The 15,759-nt window shown below is 58.1% G+C and carries 27 protein-coding genes; 26 read left to right on the forward strand and 1 reads right to left on the reverse strand.

What is annotated here, in order from left to right:
* Positions 1 to 159: 159 nt before the first annotated feature.
* Both rpsJ and GCN75_RS07595 read left to right on the forward strand, forming a co-directional pair.
* On the forward strand, positions 160 to 477 hold the full coding sequence (gene rpsJ, locus GCN75_RS07590; RefSeq protein ID WP_010394389.1) for a 30S ribosomal protein S10: 318 nt from the start codon (positions 160 to 162) through the stop codon (positions 475 to 477).
* A gap of 206 nt (positions 478 to 683) precedes the next feature.
* Positions 684 to 1,529: a DUF817 domain-containing protein gene (locus GCN75_RS07595; protein ID WP_152282044.1), complete on the forward strand. Its 846-nt coding sequence runs from the start codon at positions 684 to 686 to the stop codon at positions 1,527 to 1,529.
* An 18-nt stretch (positions 1,530 to 1,547) separates the two neighbouring features.
* Here GCN75_RS07595 and GCN75_RS07600 read toward each other — a convergent pair whose 3' ends face one another.
* A complete protein-coding gene (locus tag GCN75_RS07600) occupies positions 1,548 to 2,096 on the reverse strand; it encodes a tetratricopeptide repeat protein (RefSeq protein ID WP_193317409.1) in 549 nt (182 codons plus the stop codon).
* Positions 2,097 to 2,272: 176 nt separating this feature from the next.
* Here GCN75_RS07600 and creB point away from each other — a divergent pair, with 176 nt between their 5' ends.
* From creB to rplO, 24 genes are all read left to right on the forward strand, one after another.
* Positions 2,273 to 3,010 carry a two-component system response regulator CreB gene (gene creB / locus GCN75_RS07605; protein WP_152282046.1) on the forward strand — a complete coding sequence of 246 codons (738 nt, stop codon included), beginning with the start codon at positions 2,273 to 2,275 and terminating at the stop codon, positions 3,008 to 3,010.
* Entirely contained in the window at positions 3,007 to 4,428 is a 1,422-nt protein-coding gene (creC, locus tag GCN75_RS07610; RefSeq protein WP_152282047.1) for a two-component system sensor histidine kinase CreC, read from the forward strand. Before creB ends, creC begins: the two co-directional genes overlap by 4 nt.
* A gap of 87 nt (positions 4,429 to 4,515) precedes the next feature.
* Positions 4,516 to 5,907, forward strand: a complete 1,392-nt coding sequence (gene creD, locus GCN75_RS07615) for a cell envelope integrity protein CreD (RefSeq protein WP_152282048.1) — start codon at positions 4,516 to 4,518, stop codon at positions 5,905 to 5,907.
* A gap of 219 nt (positions 5,908 to 6,126) precedes the next feature.
* On the forward strand, positions 6,127 to 6,339 hold the full coding sequence (locus tag GCN75_RS07620) for a hypothetical protein (RefSeq protein WP_152255396.1): 213 nt from the start codon (positions 6,127 to 6,129) through the stop codon (positions 6,337 to 6,339).
* Positions 6,340 to 6,674: 335 nt separating this feature from the next.
* Positions 6,675 to 7,331 (forward strand): 50S ribosomal protein L3, encoded by a 657-nt coding sequence (gene rplC / locus GCN75_RS07625; RefSeq protein WP_076565200.1) that lies wholly within the window; start codon positions 6,675 to 6,677, stop codon positions 7,329 to 7,331.
* A gap of 3 nt (positions 7,332 to 7,334) precedes the next feature.
* Positions 7,335 to 7,955 (forward strand): 50S ribosomal protein L4, encoded by a 621-nt coding sequence (gene rplD / locus GCN75_RS07630; RefSeq protein WP_034753197.1) that lies wholly within the window; start codon positions 7,335 to 7,337, stop codon positions 7,953 to 7,955.
* Positions 7,952 to 8,269 carry a 50S ribosomal protein L23 gene (rplW, locus tag GCN75_RS07635; protein WP_010394398.1) on the forward strand — a complete coding sequence of 106 codons (318 nt, stop codon included), beginning with the start codon at positions 7,952 to 7,954 and terminating at the stop codon, positions 8,267 to 8,269. The genes rplD and rplW overlap by 4 nt, the downstream gene beginning before the upstream one ends.
* A complete protein-coding gene (gene rplB / locus GCN75_RS07640; protein ID WP_034753198.1) occupies positions 8,269 to 9,096 on the forward strand; it encodes a 50S ribosomal protein L2 in 828 nt (275 codons plus the stop codon). Before rplW ends, rplB begins: the two co-directional genes overlap by 1 nt.
* 10 nt (positions 9,097 to 9,106) lie before the next feature.
* Positions 9,107 to 9,382: a 30S ribosomal protein S19 gene (rpsS, locus tag GCN75_RS07645; RefSeq protein WP_008444295.1), complete on the forward strand. Its 276-nt coding sequence runs from the start codon at positions 9,107 to 9,109 to the stop codon at positions 9,380 to 9,382.
* Positions 9,379 to 9,711, forward strand: a complete 333-nt coding sequence (gene rplV, locus GCN75_RS07650) for a 50S ribosomal protein L22 (protein WP_170840583.1) — start codon at positions 9,379 to 9,381, stop codon at positions 9,709 to 9,711. Before rpsS ends, rplV begins: the two co-directional genes overlap by 4 nt.
* 9 nt (positions 9,712 to 9,720) lie before the next feature.
* Positions 9,721 to 10,545 (forward strand): 30S ribosomal protein S3, encoded by an 825-nt coding sequence (rpsC, locus tag GCN75_RS07655; RefSeq protein ID WP_034753199.1) that lies wholly within the window; start codon positions 9,721 to 9,723, stop codon positions 10,543 to 10,545.
* Positions 10,546 to 10,547: 2 nt separating this feature from the next.
* Positions 10,548 to 10,967 carry a 50S ribosomal protein L16 gene (rplP, locus tag GCN75_RS07660; protein ID WP_038497037.1) on the forward strand — a complete coding sequence of 140 codons (420 nt, stop codon included), beginning with the start codon at positions 10,548 to 10,550 and terminating at the stop codon, positions 10,965 to 10,967.
* 12 nt (positions 10,968 to 10,979) lie between these two features.
* Positions 10,980 to 11,171 carry a 50S ribosomal protein L29 gene (rpmC, locus tag GCN75_RS07665; RefSeq protein WP_010394412.1) on the forward strand — a complete coding sequence of 64 codons (192 nt, stop codon included), beginning with the start codon at positions 10,980 to 10,982 and terminating at the stop codon, positions 11,169 to 11,171.
* The gene (rpsQ, locus tag GCN75_RS07670) at positions 11,168 to 11,440 is read left to right on the forward strand and encodes a 30S ribosomal protein S17 (RefSeq protein ID WP_010394415.1); all 273 of its coding nucleotides are present in this window, start codon (positions 11,168 to 11,170) and stop codon (positions 11,438 to 11,440) included. Before rpmC ends, rpsQ begins: the two co-directional genes overlap by 4 nt.
* Before the next feature lie 253 nt (positions 11,441 to 11,693).
* Complete coding sequence (rplN, locus tag GCN75_RS07675) at positions 11,694 to 12,062, forward strand: 50S ribosomal protein L14 (protein ID WP_008444317.1); 369 nt, start codon at positions 11,694 to 11,696, stop codon at positions 12,060 to 12,062.
* A 9-nt stretch (positions 12,063 to 12,071) separates the two neighbouring features.
* Positions 12,072 to 12,386 carry a 50S ribosomal protein L24 gene (gene rplX / locus GCN75_RS07680; RefSeq protein WP_034753204.1) on the forward strand — a complete coding sequence of 105 codons (315 nt, stop codon included), beginning with the start codon at positions 12,072 to 12,074 and terminating at the stop codon, positions 12,384 to 12,386.
* A 6-nt stretch (positions 12,387 to 12,392) separates the two neighbouring features.
* Complete coding sequence (rplE, locus tag GCN75_RS07685) at positions 12,393 to 12,932, forward strand: 50S ribosomal protein L5 (protein ID WP_010394421.1); 540 nt, start codon at positions 12,393 to 12,395, stop codon at positions 12,930 to 12,932.
* 4 nt (positions 12,933 to 12,936) lie between these two features.
* Positions 12,937 to 13,242: a 30S ribosomal protein S14 gene (gene rpsN / locus GCN75_RS07690; protein ID WP_038497021.1), complete on the forward strand. Its 306-nt coding sequence runs from the start codon at positions 12,937 to 12,939 to the stop codon at positions 13,240 to 13,242.
* 14 nt (positions 13,243 to 13,256) lie between these two features.
* On the forward strand, positions 13,257 to 13,652 hold the full coding sequence (gene rpsH, locus GCN75_RS07695; protein WP_034753208.1) for a 30S ribosomal protein S8: 396 nt from the start codon (positions 13,257 to 13,259) through the stop codon (positions 13,650 to 13,652).
* A 10-nt stretch (positions 13,653 to 13,662) separates the two neighbouring features.
* Positions 13,663 to 14,196, forward strand: a complete 534-nt coding sequence (gene rplF, locus GCN75_RS07700; protein ID WP_071325661.1) for a 50S ribosomal protein L6 — start codon at positions 13,663 to 13,665, stop codon at positions 14,194 to 14,196.
* A 13-nt stretch (positions 14,197 to 14,209) separates the two neighbouring features.
* The gene (gene rplR, locus GCN75_RS07705; protein ID WP_010394431.1) at positions 14,210 to 14,572 is read left to right on the forward strand and encodes a 50S ribosomal protein L18; all 363 of its coding nucleotides are present in this window, start codon (positions 14,210 to 14,212) and stop codon (positions 14,570 to 14,572) included.
* Positions 14,573 to 14,581: 9 nt separating this feature from the next.
* Positions 14,582 to 15,100, forward strand: a complete 519-nt coding sequence (rpsE, locus tag GCN75_RS07710; RefSeq protein ID WP_010394433.1) for a 30S ribosomal protein S5 — start codon at positions 14,582 to 14,584, stop codon at positions 15,098 to 15,100.
* Between the two features lie 10 nt (positions 15,101 to 15,110).
* Complete coding sequence (gene rpmD, locus GCN75_RS07715; RefSeq protein WP_010394435.1) at positions 15,111 to 15,290, forward strand: 50S ribosomal protein L30; 180 nt, start codon at positions 15,111 to 15,113, stop codon at positions 15,288 to 15,290.
* 30 nt (positions 15,291 to 15,320) lie between these two features.
* Positions 15,321 to 15,752, forward strand: a complete 432-nt coding sequence (gene rplO, locus GCN75_RS07720) for a 50S ribosomal protein L15 (protein WP_034753211.1) — start codon at positions 15,321 to 15,323, stop codon at positions 15,750 to 15,752.
* The last annotated feature ends 7 nt before the right edge of the window (positions 15,753 to 15,759 follow it).

Consider the following 15,759-nt stretch of genomic DNA (forward strand, 5'->3'; position numbering starts at 1 on the left):
AGACGCGTCGTCGCCCGGCGCCCTTCTTTTTATTCAACTGCCGGGGTTGGCAAGCATTTTGGTGCTATCATGTCGACCCTGACGGTTGTTGCGTCAGAAATTCCCCGTATGACCTCATTGCCGTGCACACCGCGCGGTTCGTTCTTTTAAGGAAATATCATGTCGGCACCAAACCAAAAAATCCGTATCCGCCTGAAGGCTTTCGATTACAAACTGATCGACCAGTCCGCTCTGGAAATCGTTGAAACCGCGAAGCGCACCGGCGCTGTCGTCAAAGGCCCAGTACCACTGCCTACCCGTATTCAACGTTTCGATGTGCTGCGTTCCCCGCACGTCAACAAAACTTCGCGCGATCAGTTCGAGATCCGTACGCACCAACGCCTGATGGACATCGTTGACCCAACGGACAAAACCGTTGACGCGCTGATGAAGCTGGACCTGCCAGCTGGTGTTGATGTCGAAATCAAACTGCAATAAGAGTTTCCAGGGCAGTTGTCCGCGCCGTAGTACCGGGCGTTGACAGCTGTTCCAGGCTGGCGGGGTGTCCCGCTGCCTGATGATGGGGCCGGGCCTGCTCACGATCGTGAGTGCGCCCGGCCCCATTGCCATTGGCGCATGGCCGACACGGGCGTGCGCGTGCAAAACCGCTTTACAGTGCGGCAGCCCGCCGATAAAGTTGCTGCATGCTCAATGCCCTCGATACCCACCTGTTAAATGCGACTCCACGCCAGCGCTTGCGCGGCTGGCCCCGCTTCCTGACCGAATTCCTGTATTTCGGCATCAAGGAGGCGAGGTCGTGCCTGTTCGTGGGGCTGTTTTTTGCCGCCGTGTTCCTGGTGCCCCGCGCCGGCCTGTTCGGCTTGCCGCGCTATGACGTGCTGCTGCTGGTGGCGCTGGCGATCCAGGCCGCGATGGTCTGGAGCGGACTGGAAACGTGGGATGAGCTGAAGGCCATCTGCCTGTTTCATGCGGTGGGTTTCGCGCTGGAAGTGTTCAAGGTATCGGGGACGATCCAGTCGTGGAGCTATCCCGACTTCGCCTACAGCAAGGTGCTTGGCGTCCCCCTGTTTTCCGGCTTCATGTACGCGGCCGTCGGCAGCTACATCATCCAGACCTGGCGCCTGCTCGATATGCGGATACGCCACCATCCGCCGTACTGGATGGCGGTGCTGATCGCAGTGCTGATCTACGCCAACTTCTTCACCCACCACTACATCGGCGACTATCGCTGGTACCTGGCCGCCTGCGCGCTGGGCCTGTACGCGCGCACCACCGTGGTGTTCCGTCCGCTCGACCGCGACCGCAGCATGCCCTTGCTGCTCGGTTTCGTGCTGGTCGGCTTCTTTATCTGGCTGGCCGAAAACATCAGCACCTTCTGGGGCGTGTGGCGCTATCCGAACCAGCTTGGCGCCTGGTCGGCCGTGCATGTCAGCAAATGGAGCTCGTGGTCGCTGCTGGTGGTGATGACGTTCACCATCGTGGCCCACCTCAAGCACATCAAGGCCAGCATCCACGTCGCCCAGCCATAGGCCGGGCGCCGGCACGCCTTATTGCAGGCTGGCCGCCACGGCGTCGAAGCGCGCGCCCAGTCCCGCTTGCGGGCCGCCCTGCAGCTGCCTGGCGTACTGGCGCAGCACCTCTGCCGAATAGGTGCGCGAGGCTGGCGACAGTTTCGGCAGCAGCGGCAGCACGCGTTCCAGGTAGCCCGTGCCTTCCTGCCACTTGCCTTGCGCCGCCAGCGCCGACGCCAGCTCCACCATGCGGCGGCCGACGCGCGCATCGCTGCGCGGCTGCGCCGCTTCTTCCGTGGCCAGCGCCTGCCGGAACAGCTGCTCCGCTTCCGTATTCTTGCCCTGCAAGCGCTTGATGCGGCCCAGGTTGTACTGGCGCTGCGAGAGGATGTCCGCGCTGGCCCCGGCCTGCTCGGCGCTGCGCAGCGCCTGTACGCAGGCCAGTTCTGCTTCGCCCAGCTGGCCTTTGAGCTCGGCCGCGTTGCAGGCGTCGTGTTGTGCGTTGGAGGTGGCGAGTGTCGCGGGCGCCGCGCAGGCGGCCAGCAGGCTGACAGCGCATAGCAGGCTGATGGTATGGGTCTTCATAGTCTCCTCGGACGGGTGTTGGACACGGTGTATCGGTGGAGTCATGCTGTGATAAATATACTATAAGTTTTTTTGGCATGGGCGGCTTTTCGCCGGCGCACGGCAAGGCGCGCGATTGACGCCGCTTGCCCGCTTCAGGGATACTCCGGGCTTGTCCATTACTGCGTGCCGCCGCCATGTCCAAGACTGTCCTGATCGTGGAAGATGAACAGGCGATTGCCGACAGCATCGCCTATGCCTTGCGCACGGATGGCTTTACGCCGCGCCATGTGATGTTGGGCGAGCAAGCGCTGGCCGCGCTGCGTCCGGTGCCCGCGGAAGCCGCATGCATGCCCGTGCTCGTGGTGCTCGACGTGGGGCTGCCCGACATGAACGGGCTGGAAGTGTGCCGCCGGCTGCGCCAGTTTTCCGACGTGCCGGTGATCTTCCTGACGGCCCGCAGCGATGAGATCGACCGCATCGTCGGCCTGGAAATCGGCGCCGACGACTACGTCACGAAACCGTTTTCGCCGCGCGAACTGGTGGCCCGCATCCGCGTCATTTTGCGCCGCGCCGGCGCCGCGCCAGCCCCGCGCGAGACTGGCATGACGATAGCTGCTGGTGTCGCGCCAGCGGTGCCGGCGCCGGCGCGCTTCGAGCTGCGCGCGCTCGAGGCGCGCGTGCTGTTCCAGGGCCAGCCGCTGGAGCTGACCCGCTACGAATATCTGCTGCTGAAGGCCTTGCTCGAGCATCCGGGCCACGTCCTGTCGCGCGCGCAGCTGATGGAGCGCGTGTGGAGCGGCGCGCCCGACACGCTCGACCGTACCGTCGATGCGCACGTCAAATCGCTGCGCGCCAAGCTGCGTGCCGTCGATGCGCAAGCCGACCCCATCCACACCCACCGTGGCCTCGGCTACAGCCTGGCCGGCGCATGAAGATCGGCCTACGCATTCTGCTCGGCTACTTCCTGATCGTGGGCCTGGCTGCGTGGTTCCTGCTGAATGTCTTCATGGAACAGGTCAAGCCGGGCGTGCGTTCCACCCTCGAGGACACGCTGGTCGATACCTCGCAGCTGCTGGCCAGCCTGGTGGCGCCGGACCTGAAGGAGGGCAAGCTGGCGCAGTCGGCCTTGACCGAACGCATGCAGGATTACGCGCGCCATGGCGTGGACATCAATATCAATGGCGTGCGCAAGCGTACGCTCGATTACCGCATCACCATCACGGACCGGCGCGGCATCGTGCTGTTCGATTCCAGCGGGCGCGACGTGGGCCGCGACTATTCGCGCTGGAATGATGTGTATCTCACCTTGCAGGGCAAGTATGGCGCGCGCAGCACGCGCAGCCGGCCCGATGACGAGATGTCGACCGTCATGCACGTGGCTGCCCCGATCCGCGATGGCAACGAGGTGATCGGCGTGCTGACAGTGGCCAAGCCGAATGCCAGCGTGCAGGCGTTTGTCGAGCGCAGCCAGCGCAAGATCCTGCAGCGCGGCGCCGTGCTGTTGCTGCTGTCGCTGCTGATCGGCCTGGCATTTGCCTGGTGGCTGCACCATGCCTTGGGCAAGCTGATGCATTACATCGGCGACGTGGAAGCGGGGCGCAAGGTGGCGCTGCCGGCGCTGGGTCGGAACGAGATCGGCACCTTGGGGCGGGCGCTGGAGGCGATGCGCACGCGCCTGGAAGGCAAGGAATATGTGGAGCAGCTGATGCACACGCTGGCGCATGAATTGAAAAGCCCGATCGCCGCCATCCAGGCGTCGGCCGAACTGCTGCAGGAAGACATGCCGCCGGCCGAGCGGCGCCAGTTCCTCGCTAGCATCCTGGAACAGAATGCGCGCCAGCGCCAATTGATCGACAAGCTGCTGGCCCTGGTGCGCGTGGAAAAGCAGCAGCGCCTGGAGCATCCCGAGCGCATCGCGCTGGGGCCGCTGCTGGCGCAAGTGGCGCAGGATGGCGCCGCCGCCCTGGCGGCGCGCGGCGTGCGCCTGCAGGTGCAGGCGGAGGAGGGCAGCGTGGCGGGCGACCCCCTGCTGCTGCGCCAGGCGCTGGGCAATCTGCTCGACAACGCGGCCGGCTTTGCGCCGCCCGGCAGTTGCATCGACCTGACGGCGCGGCGCGAGGGCATGCAGGTGGAAATTACCGTGCGCGACCGGGGTGCGGGCATACCCGCGTATGCGCTCGAGCGCGTCTTCGAGCGCTTTTATTCCTTGCCGCGCCCCAGCGCCGGCAAGAGCACCGGGCTGGGCCTGCCCTTCGTGCGTGAAGTGGCGTCCCTGCATGGCGGCACGGTCGAGGTCATCAATCATGCGGAGGGCGGCGCCTGCGCGCGCCTGTGCCTGCCGCTGGCGTGAGCGCCCTTTATTTGCCGGCTTCACACGGACTGCATCGTCAGCGCATACAGCTTTTTTACACTGGCCGCCTTACTTCAAGGATGCGCCATGCAAAAAACTTTACTCGTCAAAGCGCTGATCGTGTTCGGCCTGATGCTGCTGATCGGCCTGCCTCTGCTGATGATCCAGGAAACGATCAAGGAGCGGATGGAATTCCGCCAGGAAGCCGTCAACAGCATCGCCGCCGATTCCGTGCGCGAACAAACCATCATCGGCCCCATCCTGGTGGTCCCCTACACGGAGCAGTATGAAGAGCGCGTGGAAGTGGCCAAGGGCGATGACAAGTCACAGGAAGTGAAGTTGCCTGTGCGCACGGAGTTGTTGCGCCGCACGGTGCAGCGCCGTCTGCTCGTCTATCCGAACAGTCTGTTAATCAGTGGCAACATCGAGGCGGACCGCCGCTACCGCGGCATCCACCAGGTGCTCGTCTATAGTGGCCAGCATGCGTTCAAGGGCGACTTTACGGTACCGGCCAGCACGCAGCTGCCGCGCAAGTCGCCCGACTCGCGCGTGACCCTGGGCGAGCCTTTCGTGGCCCTGTCGATCGAGGACGTGCGCGGCATCCGCAATATTCCGAAAATCAACTGGGGCGGACGGGGGATCGAATTCGAGCAGGGAACGGACCTGTTTGCCTTCCGCAGCGGCCTGCATGCGCCCCTCGGCGCCATGCCCCTGGCCGCGCCGCAGCAGGTGCCCTTTGCGTTCGACCTGGGCCTGGACGGCATCGAACGCCTGCATGTCGTGCCGGTGGCGAAAAACAACCAGGTCACCATCAAGTCGAACTGGCCCCATCCGCAATTTGGCGGGCGCTTCCTGCCGTCGCCGAAACACCGCCAGATCAACGCCGATGGCTTCCAGGTCGAGTGGAACATCTCTTCGCTGGCCACCAATGCGCAAACCCAGCTGAGCACGATCGAGGGCGAGTTCAAGGTGCCCGACAGCGCCCCGCTGGGCCAGGTGGACCGCTTCAACGTGGGCTTCATCGAGCCGATCAACGTGTATTCGCAATCGGACCGCGCTACCAAGTACGGCTTGCTGTTCGTGGCGCTGACCTTTGCCGCCTTCTTCATCTTCGAGATCCTGAAAAGCCTGCCCATCCATCCGGTGCAGTATTTGCTGGTGGGCTTGTCGCTGGTGATCTTCTTCCTGCTGCTGGTGGGCCTGGCCGAGCACATCGCCTTCCTGGCCGCCTACCTGATCGCCAGCGCCGCCTGCATCGTGCTGACCAGCTTTTATCTGGTGCACGTACTGCATAACGCGTGGCGCGCCATCGGCTTCGGCGTGGCGCTGACGGTGCTGTACGGCGCGCTGTACGGTTTGCTGAGCTCGGAAAACAATGCGCTGGTAATGGGCAGCATCCTGTTGTTTGCCGTGCTGGCAGCCATCATGGTGGCCACGCGCAAGGTGGACTGGTACCAGGTAGGCAAGGGCGGGCAATAGCGCCAGGAGCTGTCCGGCGATGCGATATAAGCATTGCTGATTTGGTAAATAAGTGGTGTTAAGTTGGTATTGTTTACGGTACTCTTTGGTATTGATCTTTGCAGCGCGCGCAACGACGTGCGCAGCGTACCGGAGCAGTAGGGCGGCGTCAGGCAGGATGGCCTGGTGCCGCCAGGCAGTGCCTTTCATCCTCACTCATAACAACCTGGAGACAGCACCATGATCAAGAAACTGGCTTTTTTCCTTTTCGCCTGCAGCCTGAGCGGCAGCTATGCCTATGCCACGAGCATTGAATTGCAGCAATGCTATTCCGGTTGCTGGCAAAAGGTCGCCAGCTGCACGGGCGGTGGCGGCCTGGCTGGCAGCAGCCCCATCTGCCAAATGATCCTCGACACCTGCACCGCCAACTGCGACCGCACGCACGGCGGTTAAGGCGGCATGCCCGTCCGGTACGCGGGCGGGGCATGACGGCGTGAAAGCATTGGGCGCGAGCCGGGCGACAAGTCCGGTCCGCGCCTTTCTTTTTTTGGGGCGCCAGGGCGCATGGATGGCCGCTTTGCGCTGGAGAAGGGGGTATTTTTCGGGGTGTCCGACAACTCCCGCAGGGGCGTCGCGCAACACTTTGACATACCTCGTGTTAACTTGTTGCGTCAAGGGTTTTTGTGCTATATACTAGCCGGCTTCGGTATGGATTCGTCTTTTTTGAGTCCTACGTTACTTTGTAGTTAAACAAGCCCCGCCCAATCGCAGGTGGGAATGGAGAAAAAATGAGCCTAGGCCTTCTCGGTCGCAAGGTTGGTATGATGCGCATTTTCACGGATGAAGGGGATTCGATCCCGGTCACCGTGTTGGACGTATCGAACAACCGTGTTGCGCAAATCAAAACCCCTGAAACAGATGGCTACTCCGCTGTTCAGGTCGCATTCGGTCAACGTCGCGCATCCCGCGTGACCAAAGCTGTTGCTGGTCATCACGCTAAAGCTGGTGTTGAAGCCGGTACTCTGTTGAAAGAGTTCCGCGTTGACGCTGCTAAAGCCGCTGAACTGAAAGCTGGCGATGTTGTCGCTGCTTCCCTGTTCGAAGTCGGTCAAAAGATCGACGTGCAAGGCGTTACCATCGGTAAAGGCTATGCAGGCGTTATCAAACGTTACCACTTCGCTTCCGGCCGTCAAACGCACGGTAACTCGCGTTCGCATAACGTTCCAGGCTCCATCGGTATGGCGCAAGATCCAGGTCGCGTTTTCCCTGGTAAGCGCATGACCGGTCATCTGGGTGACGTTAACCGTACGATCCAGAACCTCGTGATCGCCCGTATCGATGCCGACCGTCAGCTGTTGCTGGTCAAAGGCGCGATTCCAGGTGCGAAAAATGGCCAGGTAGTTGTCTCGCCAGCCATCAAAACCAAAGCCAAGAAGGGAGCTTAAACGATGGAACTCAAGCTTCTGAATGCGCAAGGTCAAGCCGCCTCGAACGTTGCTGCAGCCGATACGATTTTCGGCCGTGACTACAATGAAGCGCTGATCCACCAAGTCGTCATCGCTTATCAAGCGAATGCACGTAGTGGTAACCGCAAGCAAAAAGACCGTGAAGAAGTTCACCACACGACGAAAAAGCCATGGCGCCAAAAAGGTACCGGCCGCGCTCGTGCTGGTATGTCGTCGTCGCCACTGTGGCGCGGCGGTGGTCGGATTTTCCCGAACTCGCCTGACGAAAACTTCACCCACAAAGTGAACAAAAAAATGTATCGCGCAGGTATCTGCTCGATCCTGTCGCAGCTGGCTCGCGAAGAGCGCCTGATCGTCATCGACGATCTGACGATCGACGCGCCAAAAACCAAGCTGCTGTCGCAAAAATTGAACGGCCTGGGCTTTGATTCGGTTCTGATCATCACCGACGTTCTGAACGAAAACCTGGAACTGGCATCGCGCAACCTGCCTAACGTACTCGTCGTTGAGCCACGTCACGCAGACCCGATGTCCCTGGTGTTCTACAAGAAGATCCTGGTCACCAAAGCTGCATTGGCCAAGATTGAGGAGATGCTGGCATGAGCGCGATTTTGAAACATAGCGAAGAACGCTTGATGAAGGTGCTGTTGGCGCCCGTGATTTCCGAAAAGGCCACCATGGTCGCGGAAAAGAACGAGCAAATTGTATTCCGCGTACTGCCGGATGCAACCAAGCCTGAAATCAAGGCAGCGGTCGAACTGCTGTTCAAGGTTGAAGTTCTGTCCGTGCAAACTGCAAACCGCGAAGGTAAGCAAAAACGCACCGGCAAGTTCAACGGTCGTCGTAACCATACCAAGCGTGCTTTCGTGTGCCTGAAGCCTGGCCAGGAAATCAACTTCTCCGAGGAGGCTGCATAATGGCACTCGTTAAGATGAAACCAACCTCGCCAGGCCGTCGCGGCATGGTGAAGGTGGTGAATGCCGACCTGTACAAAGGTCGTCCGTTCGCTGCCCTGGTTGAAAAGAAATCCAAGACCGCTGGTCGTAACAACAACGGTCACATCACCACCCGTCATATCGGTGGTGGTCATAAGCAACACTATCGCTTGATCGACTTCAAGCGCACCAAAGATGGTATTCCAGCGAAAGTGGAACGTATCGAATACGATCCAAACCGCACCGCGAATATCGCTCTGTTGTGCTACGCCGACGGCGAACGTCACTACATCATCGCAACCAAAGGCATGGCCGTTGGCGACAGCGTGATGAACGGTTCGGAAGCACCGATCAAATCGGGTAACTGCTTGCCAATCCGTAACATCCCAGTCGGTACCGTGATGCATTGCGTCGAAATGCTGCCAGGTAAAGGTGCCCAAATGGCACGTACCGCCGGCGCTGGCGTCGTGCTGATGGCACGTGAAGGTACCTACGCTCAAGTGCGTCTGCGCTCGGGTGAAGTACGTCGCGTGCACATCGAGTGCCGTGCAACGGTTGGTGAAGTCGGCAATGCCGAGCACAGCCTGCGTAAAATCGGTAAAGCTGGCGCGATGCGCTGGCGCGGTGTTCGTCCTACCGTTCGCGGTGTGGTCATGAACCCGGTCGATCACCCGCACGGTGGTGGTGAAGGTAAAACAGCAGCTGGTCGTCATCCAGTTTCGCCTTGGGGCCAACAGACTAAGGGTAAGAAGACACGCAGCAACAAGCGTACTACTTCCATGATCGTCTCGCGCCGCGGCAAGAAATAAGGGGTAGCACATGACACGTTCATTGAAAAAAGGGCCGTTCTGTGACGCCCACCTGGTGAAAAAAGTTGAAGCCGCGCAAGCTGCCAAAGACAAAAAGCCAATCAAAACCTGGTCGCGTCGTTCGACAATCATGCCTGACTTCATCGGCCTGACGATCGCGGTGCATAACGGCAAGCTGCACGTGCCGGTTTATGTTTCCGAAAACATGGTTGGTCACAAGCTCGGCGAATTCGCACTGACCCGTACGTTCAAGGGCCATGCAGCTGACAAAAAGGCTAAGAAATAATGGAAACTAAAGCTATCCTCAAAGGTGTGCGCCTGTCGGACCAAAAGGGCCGCCTGGTTGCTGACCTGATCCGTGGCAAGAAAGTTGACGCTGCACTCAACATCTTGCAATTCAGCCCGAAAAAAGGTGCTGCGATCATCAAACGCGTTCTGGAATCCGCTATTGCGAATGCCGAGCACAATGATGGCGCGGACATCGACGAATTGTTCGTGAAAACGATCTACGTCGAAAAGGGCCCCGTCCTGAAGCGCTTCACCGCGCGTGCAAAAGGCCGTGGCGACCGTATTTCGAAACAATCCTGTCACGTTTACGTGACTGTCGGTAACTAAGGAGCCACGATGGGTCAGAAAATTCATCCAACCGGTTTCCGTCTGGCGGTCACCCGTAACTGGGCTTCGCGCTGGTATGCAGGCAACGGTAATTTCGCTGCCATGCTGAACGAAGACTTGAAAGCACGTGCTTACCTGAAAAAGAAACTGAAGAACGCTTCCGTTGGCCGCATCGTTATCGAGCGCCCAGCCAAGAACGCGCGCTTCACGATCTACAGCTCGCGTCCAGGCGTGGTCATTGGTAAAAAAGGCGAAGACATCGAAGTACTGAAGTCGGCGCTGACCAAGATCATGGGCGTACCTGTTCACGTGAACATCGAAGAAATTCGCAAGCCAGAAATCGACTCGCAACTGATCGCCGATTCGATCGCTCAGCAGCTGGAAAAACGGATCATGTTCCGCCGCGCCATGAAGCGCGCAATGCAAAATGCAATGCGCCTGGGTGCTCTCGGTATCAAGATCATGTCGTCCGGCCGTCTGAACGGTATCGAAATCGCACGTAAAGAGTGGTACCGCGAAGGCCGCGTGCCTCTGCATACCCTGCGCGCCGATATCGACTACGGTACCAGCGAAGCGTCGACCACCTACGGCATCATCGGTGTCAAGGTGTGGGTATACAAAGGTGACCGCGCGCCTAACGGCGATGCACCAGTCATCGATACCCCAGCTGACGAGAAGAAAAGCCGCGGCCCACGCCGTGACGATGGCAAGCCAGCTGGCCGTCCACGTCCAGCCGGTGCCGGTGCGAAACCATCCACAGCACCAGGTGCACGTGTGCGTACCGCCGCTAAACCGGCCGCCGCAGCAGCACCAGCTGAGAAAGCAGGAGAATAATCATGCTGCAACCAGCACGCAGAAAGTATCGTAAAGAGCAGAAAGGCCGTAATACCGGTATTTCGCACAGCCGCGGCACCGCCGTGTCGTTTGGCGAATTCGGTCTGAAGGCAGTTGCGCGCGGTCGTATCACTGCGCGTCAAATTGAAGCGGCGCGTCGTGCAATGACGCGTCACATCAAGCGCGGTGGCCGTATCTGGATCCGTATTTTCCCGGACAAACCGATTTCGAACAAACCGGCTGAAGTCCGTATGGGTAACGGTAAAGGTAATCCTGAGTACTACGTCGCTGAAATTCAGCCAGGCAAAGTACTGTACGAAATGGATGGCGTTGATGAAGCGCTGGCACGGGAAGCATTCCGTCTTGCCGCCGCTAAACTGCCACTGGCTACGACGTTTGTCGTACGTCAAGTCGGCCAATAATTGGAGTTGTATATGAAAGCATCTGAACTCCGCGGCAAGGACCAGCCAGCTCTGCAAAAAGAGCTGAATGACCTGTTGAAGGCACAGTTCGGCCTGCGCATGCAAATCGCTACGCAGCAGCTGAGCAACACTTCGCAGCTCAAGAAGGTACGCCGCGATATCGCGCGTGTGAAGACGGTAATGAATCTGAAGGAAGCCAAATGAACGAACCAGTGAAACAGTCGCTCAAGCGCACGCTGATCGGTAAAGTGGTTTCGGACAAGATGGACAAGACCGTTACCGTTCTGATCGAGCGCCACGTAAAACATCCTTTGTATGGCAAGATCATCATGCGTTCGAACAAGTATCACGCGCATGACGAGACCAACCAAGTCAAGGCCGGTGACACGGTCGAGATCCAGGAAGGTCGCCCGATCTCCAAAACGAAGGCATGGACGGTGACACGTGTGGTTCAAGCCGCACCAACCGTTTAAATAAAAACCACCGTTTCGGCGGTGGGTTTTAATTAGTACTTGCAGGCCCGCAAATTGTATGTAATACTTGCGGGCTTCGTTCATGTAACGCCGCAAAGTGTCTGGCCACAGACAGTAGCATTCGCGGTCAGTTGATGTATGAAGGTCATGCACCCAAACAGTGAAGCCCAGCAGGGCGGCTCTGGCGGGACCAAGACTGACCGTGGGTCTACATTGTGTGGATTCTTCGGCTTAAGTTGGGAAAGAGAATACTATGATTCAAACTGAAAGCCGGCTCGAAGTGGCTGACAATACCGGTGCCAAAGAAGTAATGTGCATCAAGGTATTGGGCGGCTCCAAGCGCCGTTATGCTGGCATTGGCGATGTGATCAAGGTAACCGTTAAGGTTGCTGCGCCACGTGGCCGTGTCAAAAAAGGTGAAATTTATAACGCCGTGGTTGTGCGCACCGCTAAAGGTGTTCGCCGCCAAGACGGTTCCCTGGTGAAGTTCGACGGCAACGCCGCCGTTCTGTTGAACGCCAAGCTGGAACCGATCGGTACCCGTATTTTTGGACCTGTCACGCGCGAACTGCGCACTGAGAAGTTCATGAAAATCGTGTCCCTGGCACCGGAAGTCCTGTAAGGAGTCGTAATGGATAAGATTCGTAAAAACGACGAAGTCATCGTTCTGACCGGGAAAGACAAGGGCAAACGTGGTGTGGTACAGCAGCGTATCGATGCTGAACATATCGTGGTTGACGGCATTAACATCGCTAAAAAAGCGACTAAGCCAAACCCGATGACTGGCGTAACTGGTGGTATCGTCGATAAGACCATGCCAATTCACGTGTCCAACGTTGCATTGTTTAATGCAGCGACTGGCAAGGCAGATCGCGTGGGTTTCAAAGAAGTGGACGGCAAAAAAGTCCGCATCTTTAAATCCTCCGGCGAAGTAGTGAAGGCTTAAGAAATCATGGCACGTCTCCAAGAATTCTATAAAGAAAAAGTCGTTGCCGACCTGACCAGCAAGTTTGGTTACAAGTCGGTAATGGAAGTTCCACGCCTGACCAAGATCACCCTGAACATGGGTGTTGGTGAGGCTATCGCGGATAAAAAAGTTCTCGAGCACGCTGTTGCTGACTTGACCAAGATCGCCGGCCAGAAGCCAGTGACCACCAAGTCCCGCAAAGCTATCGCAGGCTTCAAAATCCGTGAAGGTTATCCGATCGGTACGATGGTCACCCTGCGCGGCGCTCGCATGTACGAGTTCCTGGATCGCTTCATTACCGTGGCTCTGCCGCGCGTACGCGATTTCCGTGGTGTGAACGGCCGTGCATTTGATGGTCGTGGTAACTACAACATCGGTGTCAAGGAACAGATCATCTTCCCTGAGATCGAGTACGACAAGATTGACGCGTTGCGCGGTATGAATATCAGCATCACGACAACCGCTAAGACCGACGATGAAGCCAAAGCGCTCCTCGCCGCCTTTAAATTCCCGTTCAGAAACTGAGATCATGGCAAAATTGGCACTGATTAACCGTGAGCAAAAGCGTGTAGACCTGGCTGCGAAATTCGCCGTCAAACGCGCTGCGCTGAAGGCCATCGTTGATGACCAGTCGAAATCGGAAGAAGAGCGTTACGAAGCGCGCTTGAAACTGCAAGCGCTGCCACGTAACTCGAATCCGACGCGTCAACGTAACCGTTGCGCAATCACCGGTCGTCCGCGCGGCACATTCCGTAAATTCGGTCTGGGTCGTATCAAGCTCCGTGAATTCGCCATGCGTGGTGAAATTCCGGGTATGACAAAAGCAAGCTGGTAATAGGAGAATATGCAATGAGTATGAGCGATCCTATCGCCGATATGCTGACCCGCATTCGCAATGCACAAGGCGTGCAAAAGACGACCGTGGCCATGCCATCGTCGAAAGTCAAAATTGCGATTGCCAGCGTCCTGAAGGACGAGGGTTACATTGAAGATTTCGCTGTTGCCGAAGCTGGTGGCAAGGCGGAACTGAAGATCGGTTTGAAGTATTATGTTGGCCGTCCCGTTATTGAGCGCTTGGAGCGCGTGTCCCGTCCGGGTCTGCGCGTCTACAAGGGTAAAGACGAGATCCCTGTTGTGATGAATGGCTTGGGTGTGGCGATCGTGTCGACTCCGCAAGGCGTCATGACTGACCGCAAAGCACGCGCTACCGGTGTCGGCGGCGAAGTTATTTGCTACGTGGCTTAAGGAGTTACACATGTCTCGAGTAGCTAAAATGCCTATCGTAGTGCCAGCTGGCGCCGAAGTCGCCATCTCCGCACAAGCGATCACCGTAAAAGGCCCGCTGGGCGTGCTTTCCCAAGCCCTCACCGGCCTGGTCAAAGTAGAAAACAATGCAGGAACCCTGAGTTTCGACGTGGCGAACGACAGCCGCGAAGCCAATGCCATGTCCGGCACGCTGCGCGCACTGGTCAACAACATGGTTGTTGGCGTCACCAAGGGTTTCGAGAAAAAGCTGAACCTGGTAGGCGTGGGTTACAAGGCGCAAGCTCAAGGCGACAAGCTGAATCTGTCCCTGGGTTTCTCGCACCCTGTAGTGCATGACATGCCAGCCGGCGTTACCTGCGCAACACCAACCCCGACCGAGATCCTGATTAAAGGTATCGACCGTCAACAGGTTGGCCAGGTAGCCGCTGAAGTTCGTGCTTACCGCGCTCCTGAGCCTTATAAAGGCAAGGGCGTTCGCTATGCGGACGAAGTGGTTAAGCTTAAAGAAACCAAGAAGAAGTAATTAGGGGCTGACGATGGATAAGAAAGAATCACGGCTTCGCCGCGGACGCCAAACCCGCATCAAGATTGCGGAATTGAAAGTAAATCGCTTGTCGGTGCATCGCACCAACCTGCACATTTACGCCAACCTGATCAGCCCGGACGCTAAAGTCCTGGTTTCGGCCTCGACGGCTGAAGCGGAAGTTCGCGCTGAACTGGCAGGCCAATCCGGCAAAGGCGGCAATGCCGCTGCTGCAGCCTTGATCGGCAAGCGCGTCGCTGAAAAAGCGTTGAAAGCAGGGATTACCGAAGTTGCGTTCGACCGCTCCGGTTTCCGTTACCACGGCCGTGTGAAAGCGTTGGCAGAAGCCGCACGCGAAGCCGGTCTGAAGTTCTAAGGATCAATCATGGCAAAAATGCAAGCAAAAATGCAAAGCGACAAGCCGGATGATGGCATGCGCGAAAAAATGATCGCGATCAACCGCGTGACCAAAGTGGTCAAGGGTGGTCGTATCATGGGTTTCGCCGCGCTGACCGTAGTTGGTGATGGCGATGGCCGCGTCGGCATGGGCAAGGGCAAATCGAAAGAAGTGCCAGTTGGCGTGCAGAAGGCAATGGAAGAAGCCCGTCGCAACCTGATCAAAGTACCGCTCAAAAACGGTACCTTGCATCACACGGTTGTTGGTCGTCACGGCGCCTCCAAGGTCCTGATGAACCCAGCTAAGCCTGGTACTGGCGTTATCGCTGGTGGCGCAATGCGCGCTATCTTCGAAGTGATGGGCGTGACGGACGTGGTGGCGAAATCCACCGGTTCGAACAACCCATACAACCTGGTACGCGCTACGCTGGACGGCCTGTCGAAAATGAGCACTGCTTCCGATATCGCTGCCAAGCGCGGCAAGTCGGTCGAAGACATTCTGGCTTAAGGTGGACAAAATGACAAACACAGTCAAAGTGCAATTGGTCAAGGGCTTGATCGGTACGCGCGAATCGCATCGCGCTACCGTGCGCGGTCTGGGTCTGCGTCGTGTAAATTCGGTTTCCGAATTGCAAGACACCCCATCCGTACGCGGCATGATCAATAAAGTATCGTATCTCGTTAAAGTTGTCGGGTAAGCCTTCGGGCTTACACGAACGGAGCAAATCATGGAATTGAATACTATTGCACCAGCCGAAGGCGCTAAGCACTACAAGCGTCGCGTCGGTCGCGGTATCGGCTCCGGCCTGGGTAAAACCTCGGGTCGTGGTCACAAAGGTCAGAAATCGCGTTCGGGCGGCTTTCATAAAGTCGGTTTCGAAGGCGGTCAGATGCCTCTGCAACGCCGTCTGCCTAAGCGCGGTTTCAAATCGATGCACGCAACCTTCAAAGCTGAAGTGCGCCTGTCCGATCTGAACAACCTGGCTGTTGGCGATGTCGACATTCTGGTCTTGAAGCAAGCTGGCGTTCTGGGCGTGTTGGCCCGTGACGTGCGCGTGATCTTGTCCGGCGAAATCACCAAAGCGGTGAATTTGAAGGGCTTGAAAGTGTCCGCTGGCGCGAAAGCAGCCATCGAAGCAGCCGGCGGCTCGGTAGCCTGAGTTGACC

This window comes from Janthinobacterium violaceinigrum (assembly GCF_009208555.1).
Taxonomy (GTDB): Bacteria; Pseudomonadota; Gammaproteobacteria; order Burkholderiales; family Burkholderiaceae_D; genus Janthinobacterium; species Janthinobacterium violaceinigrum.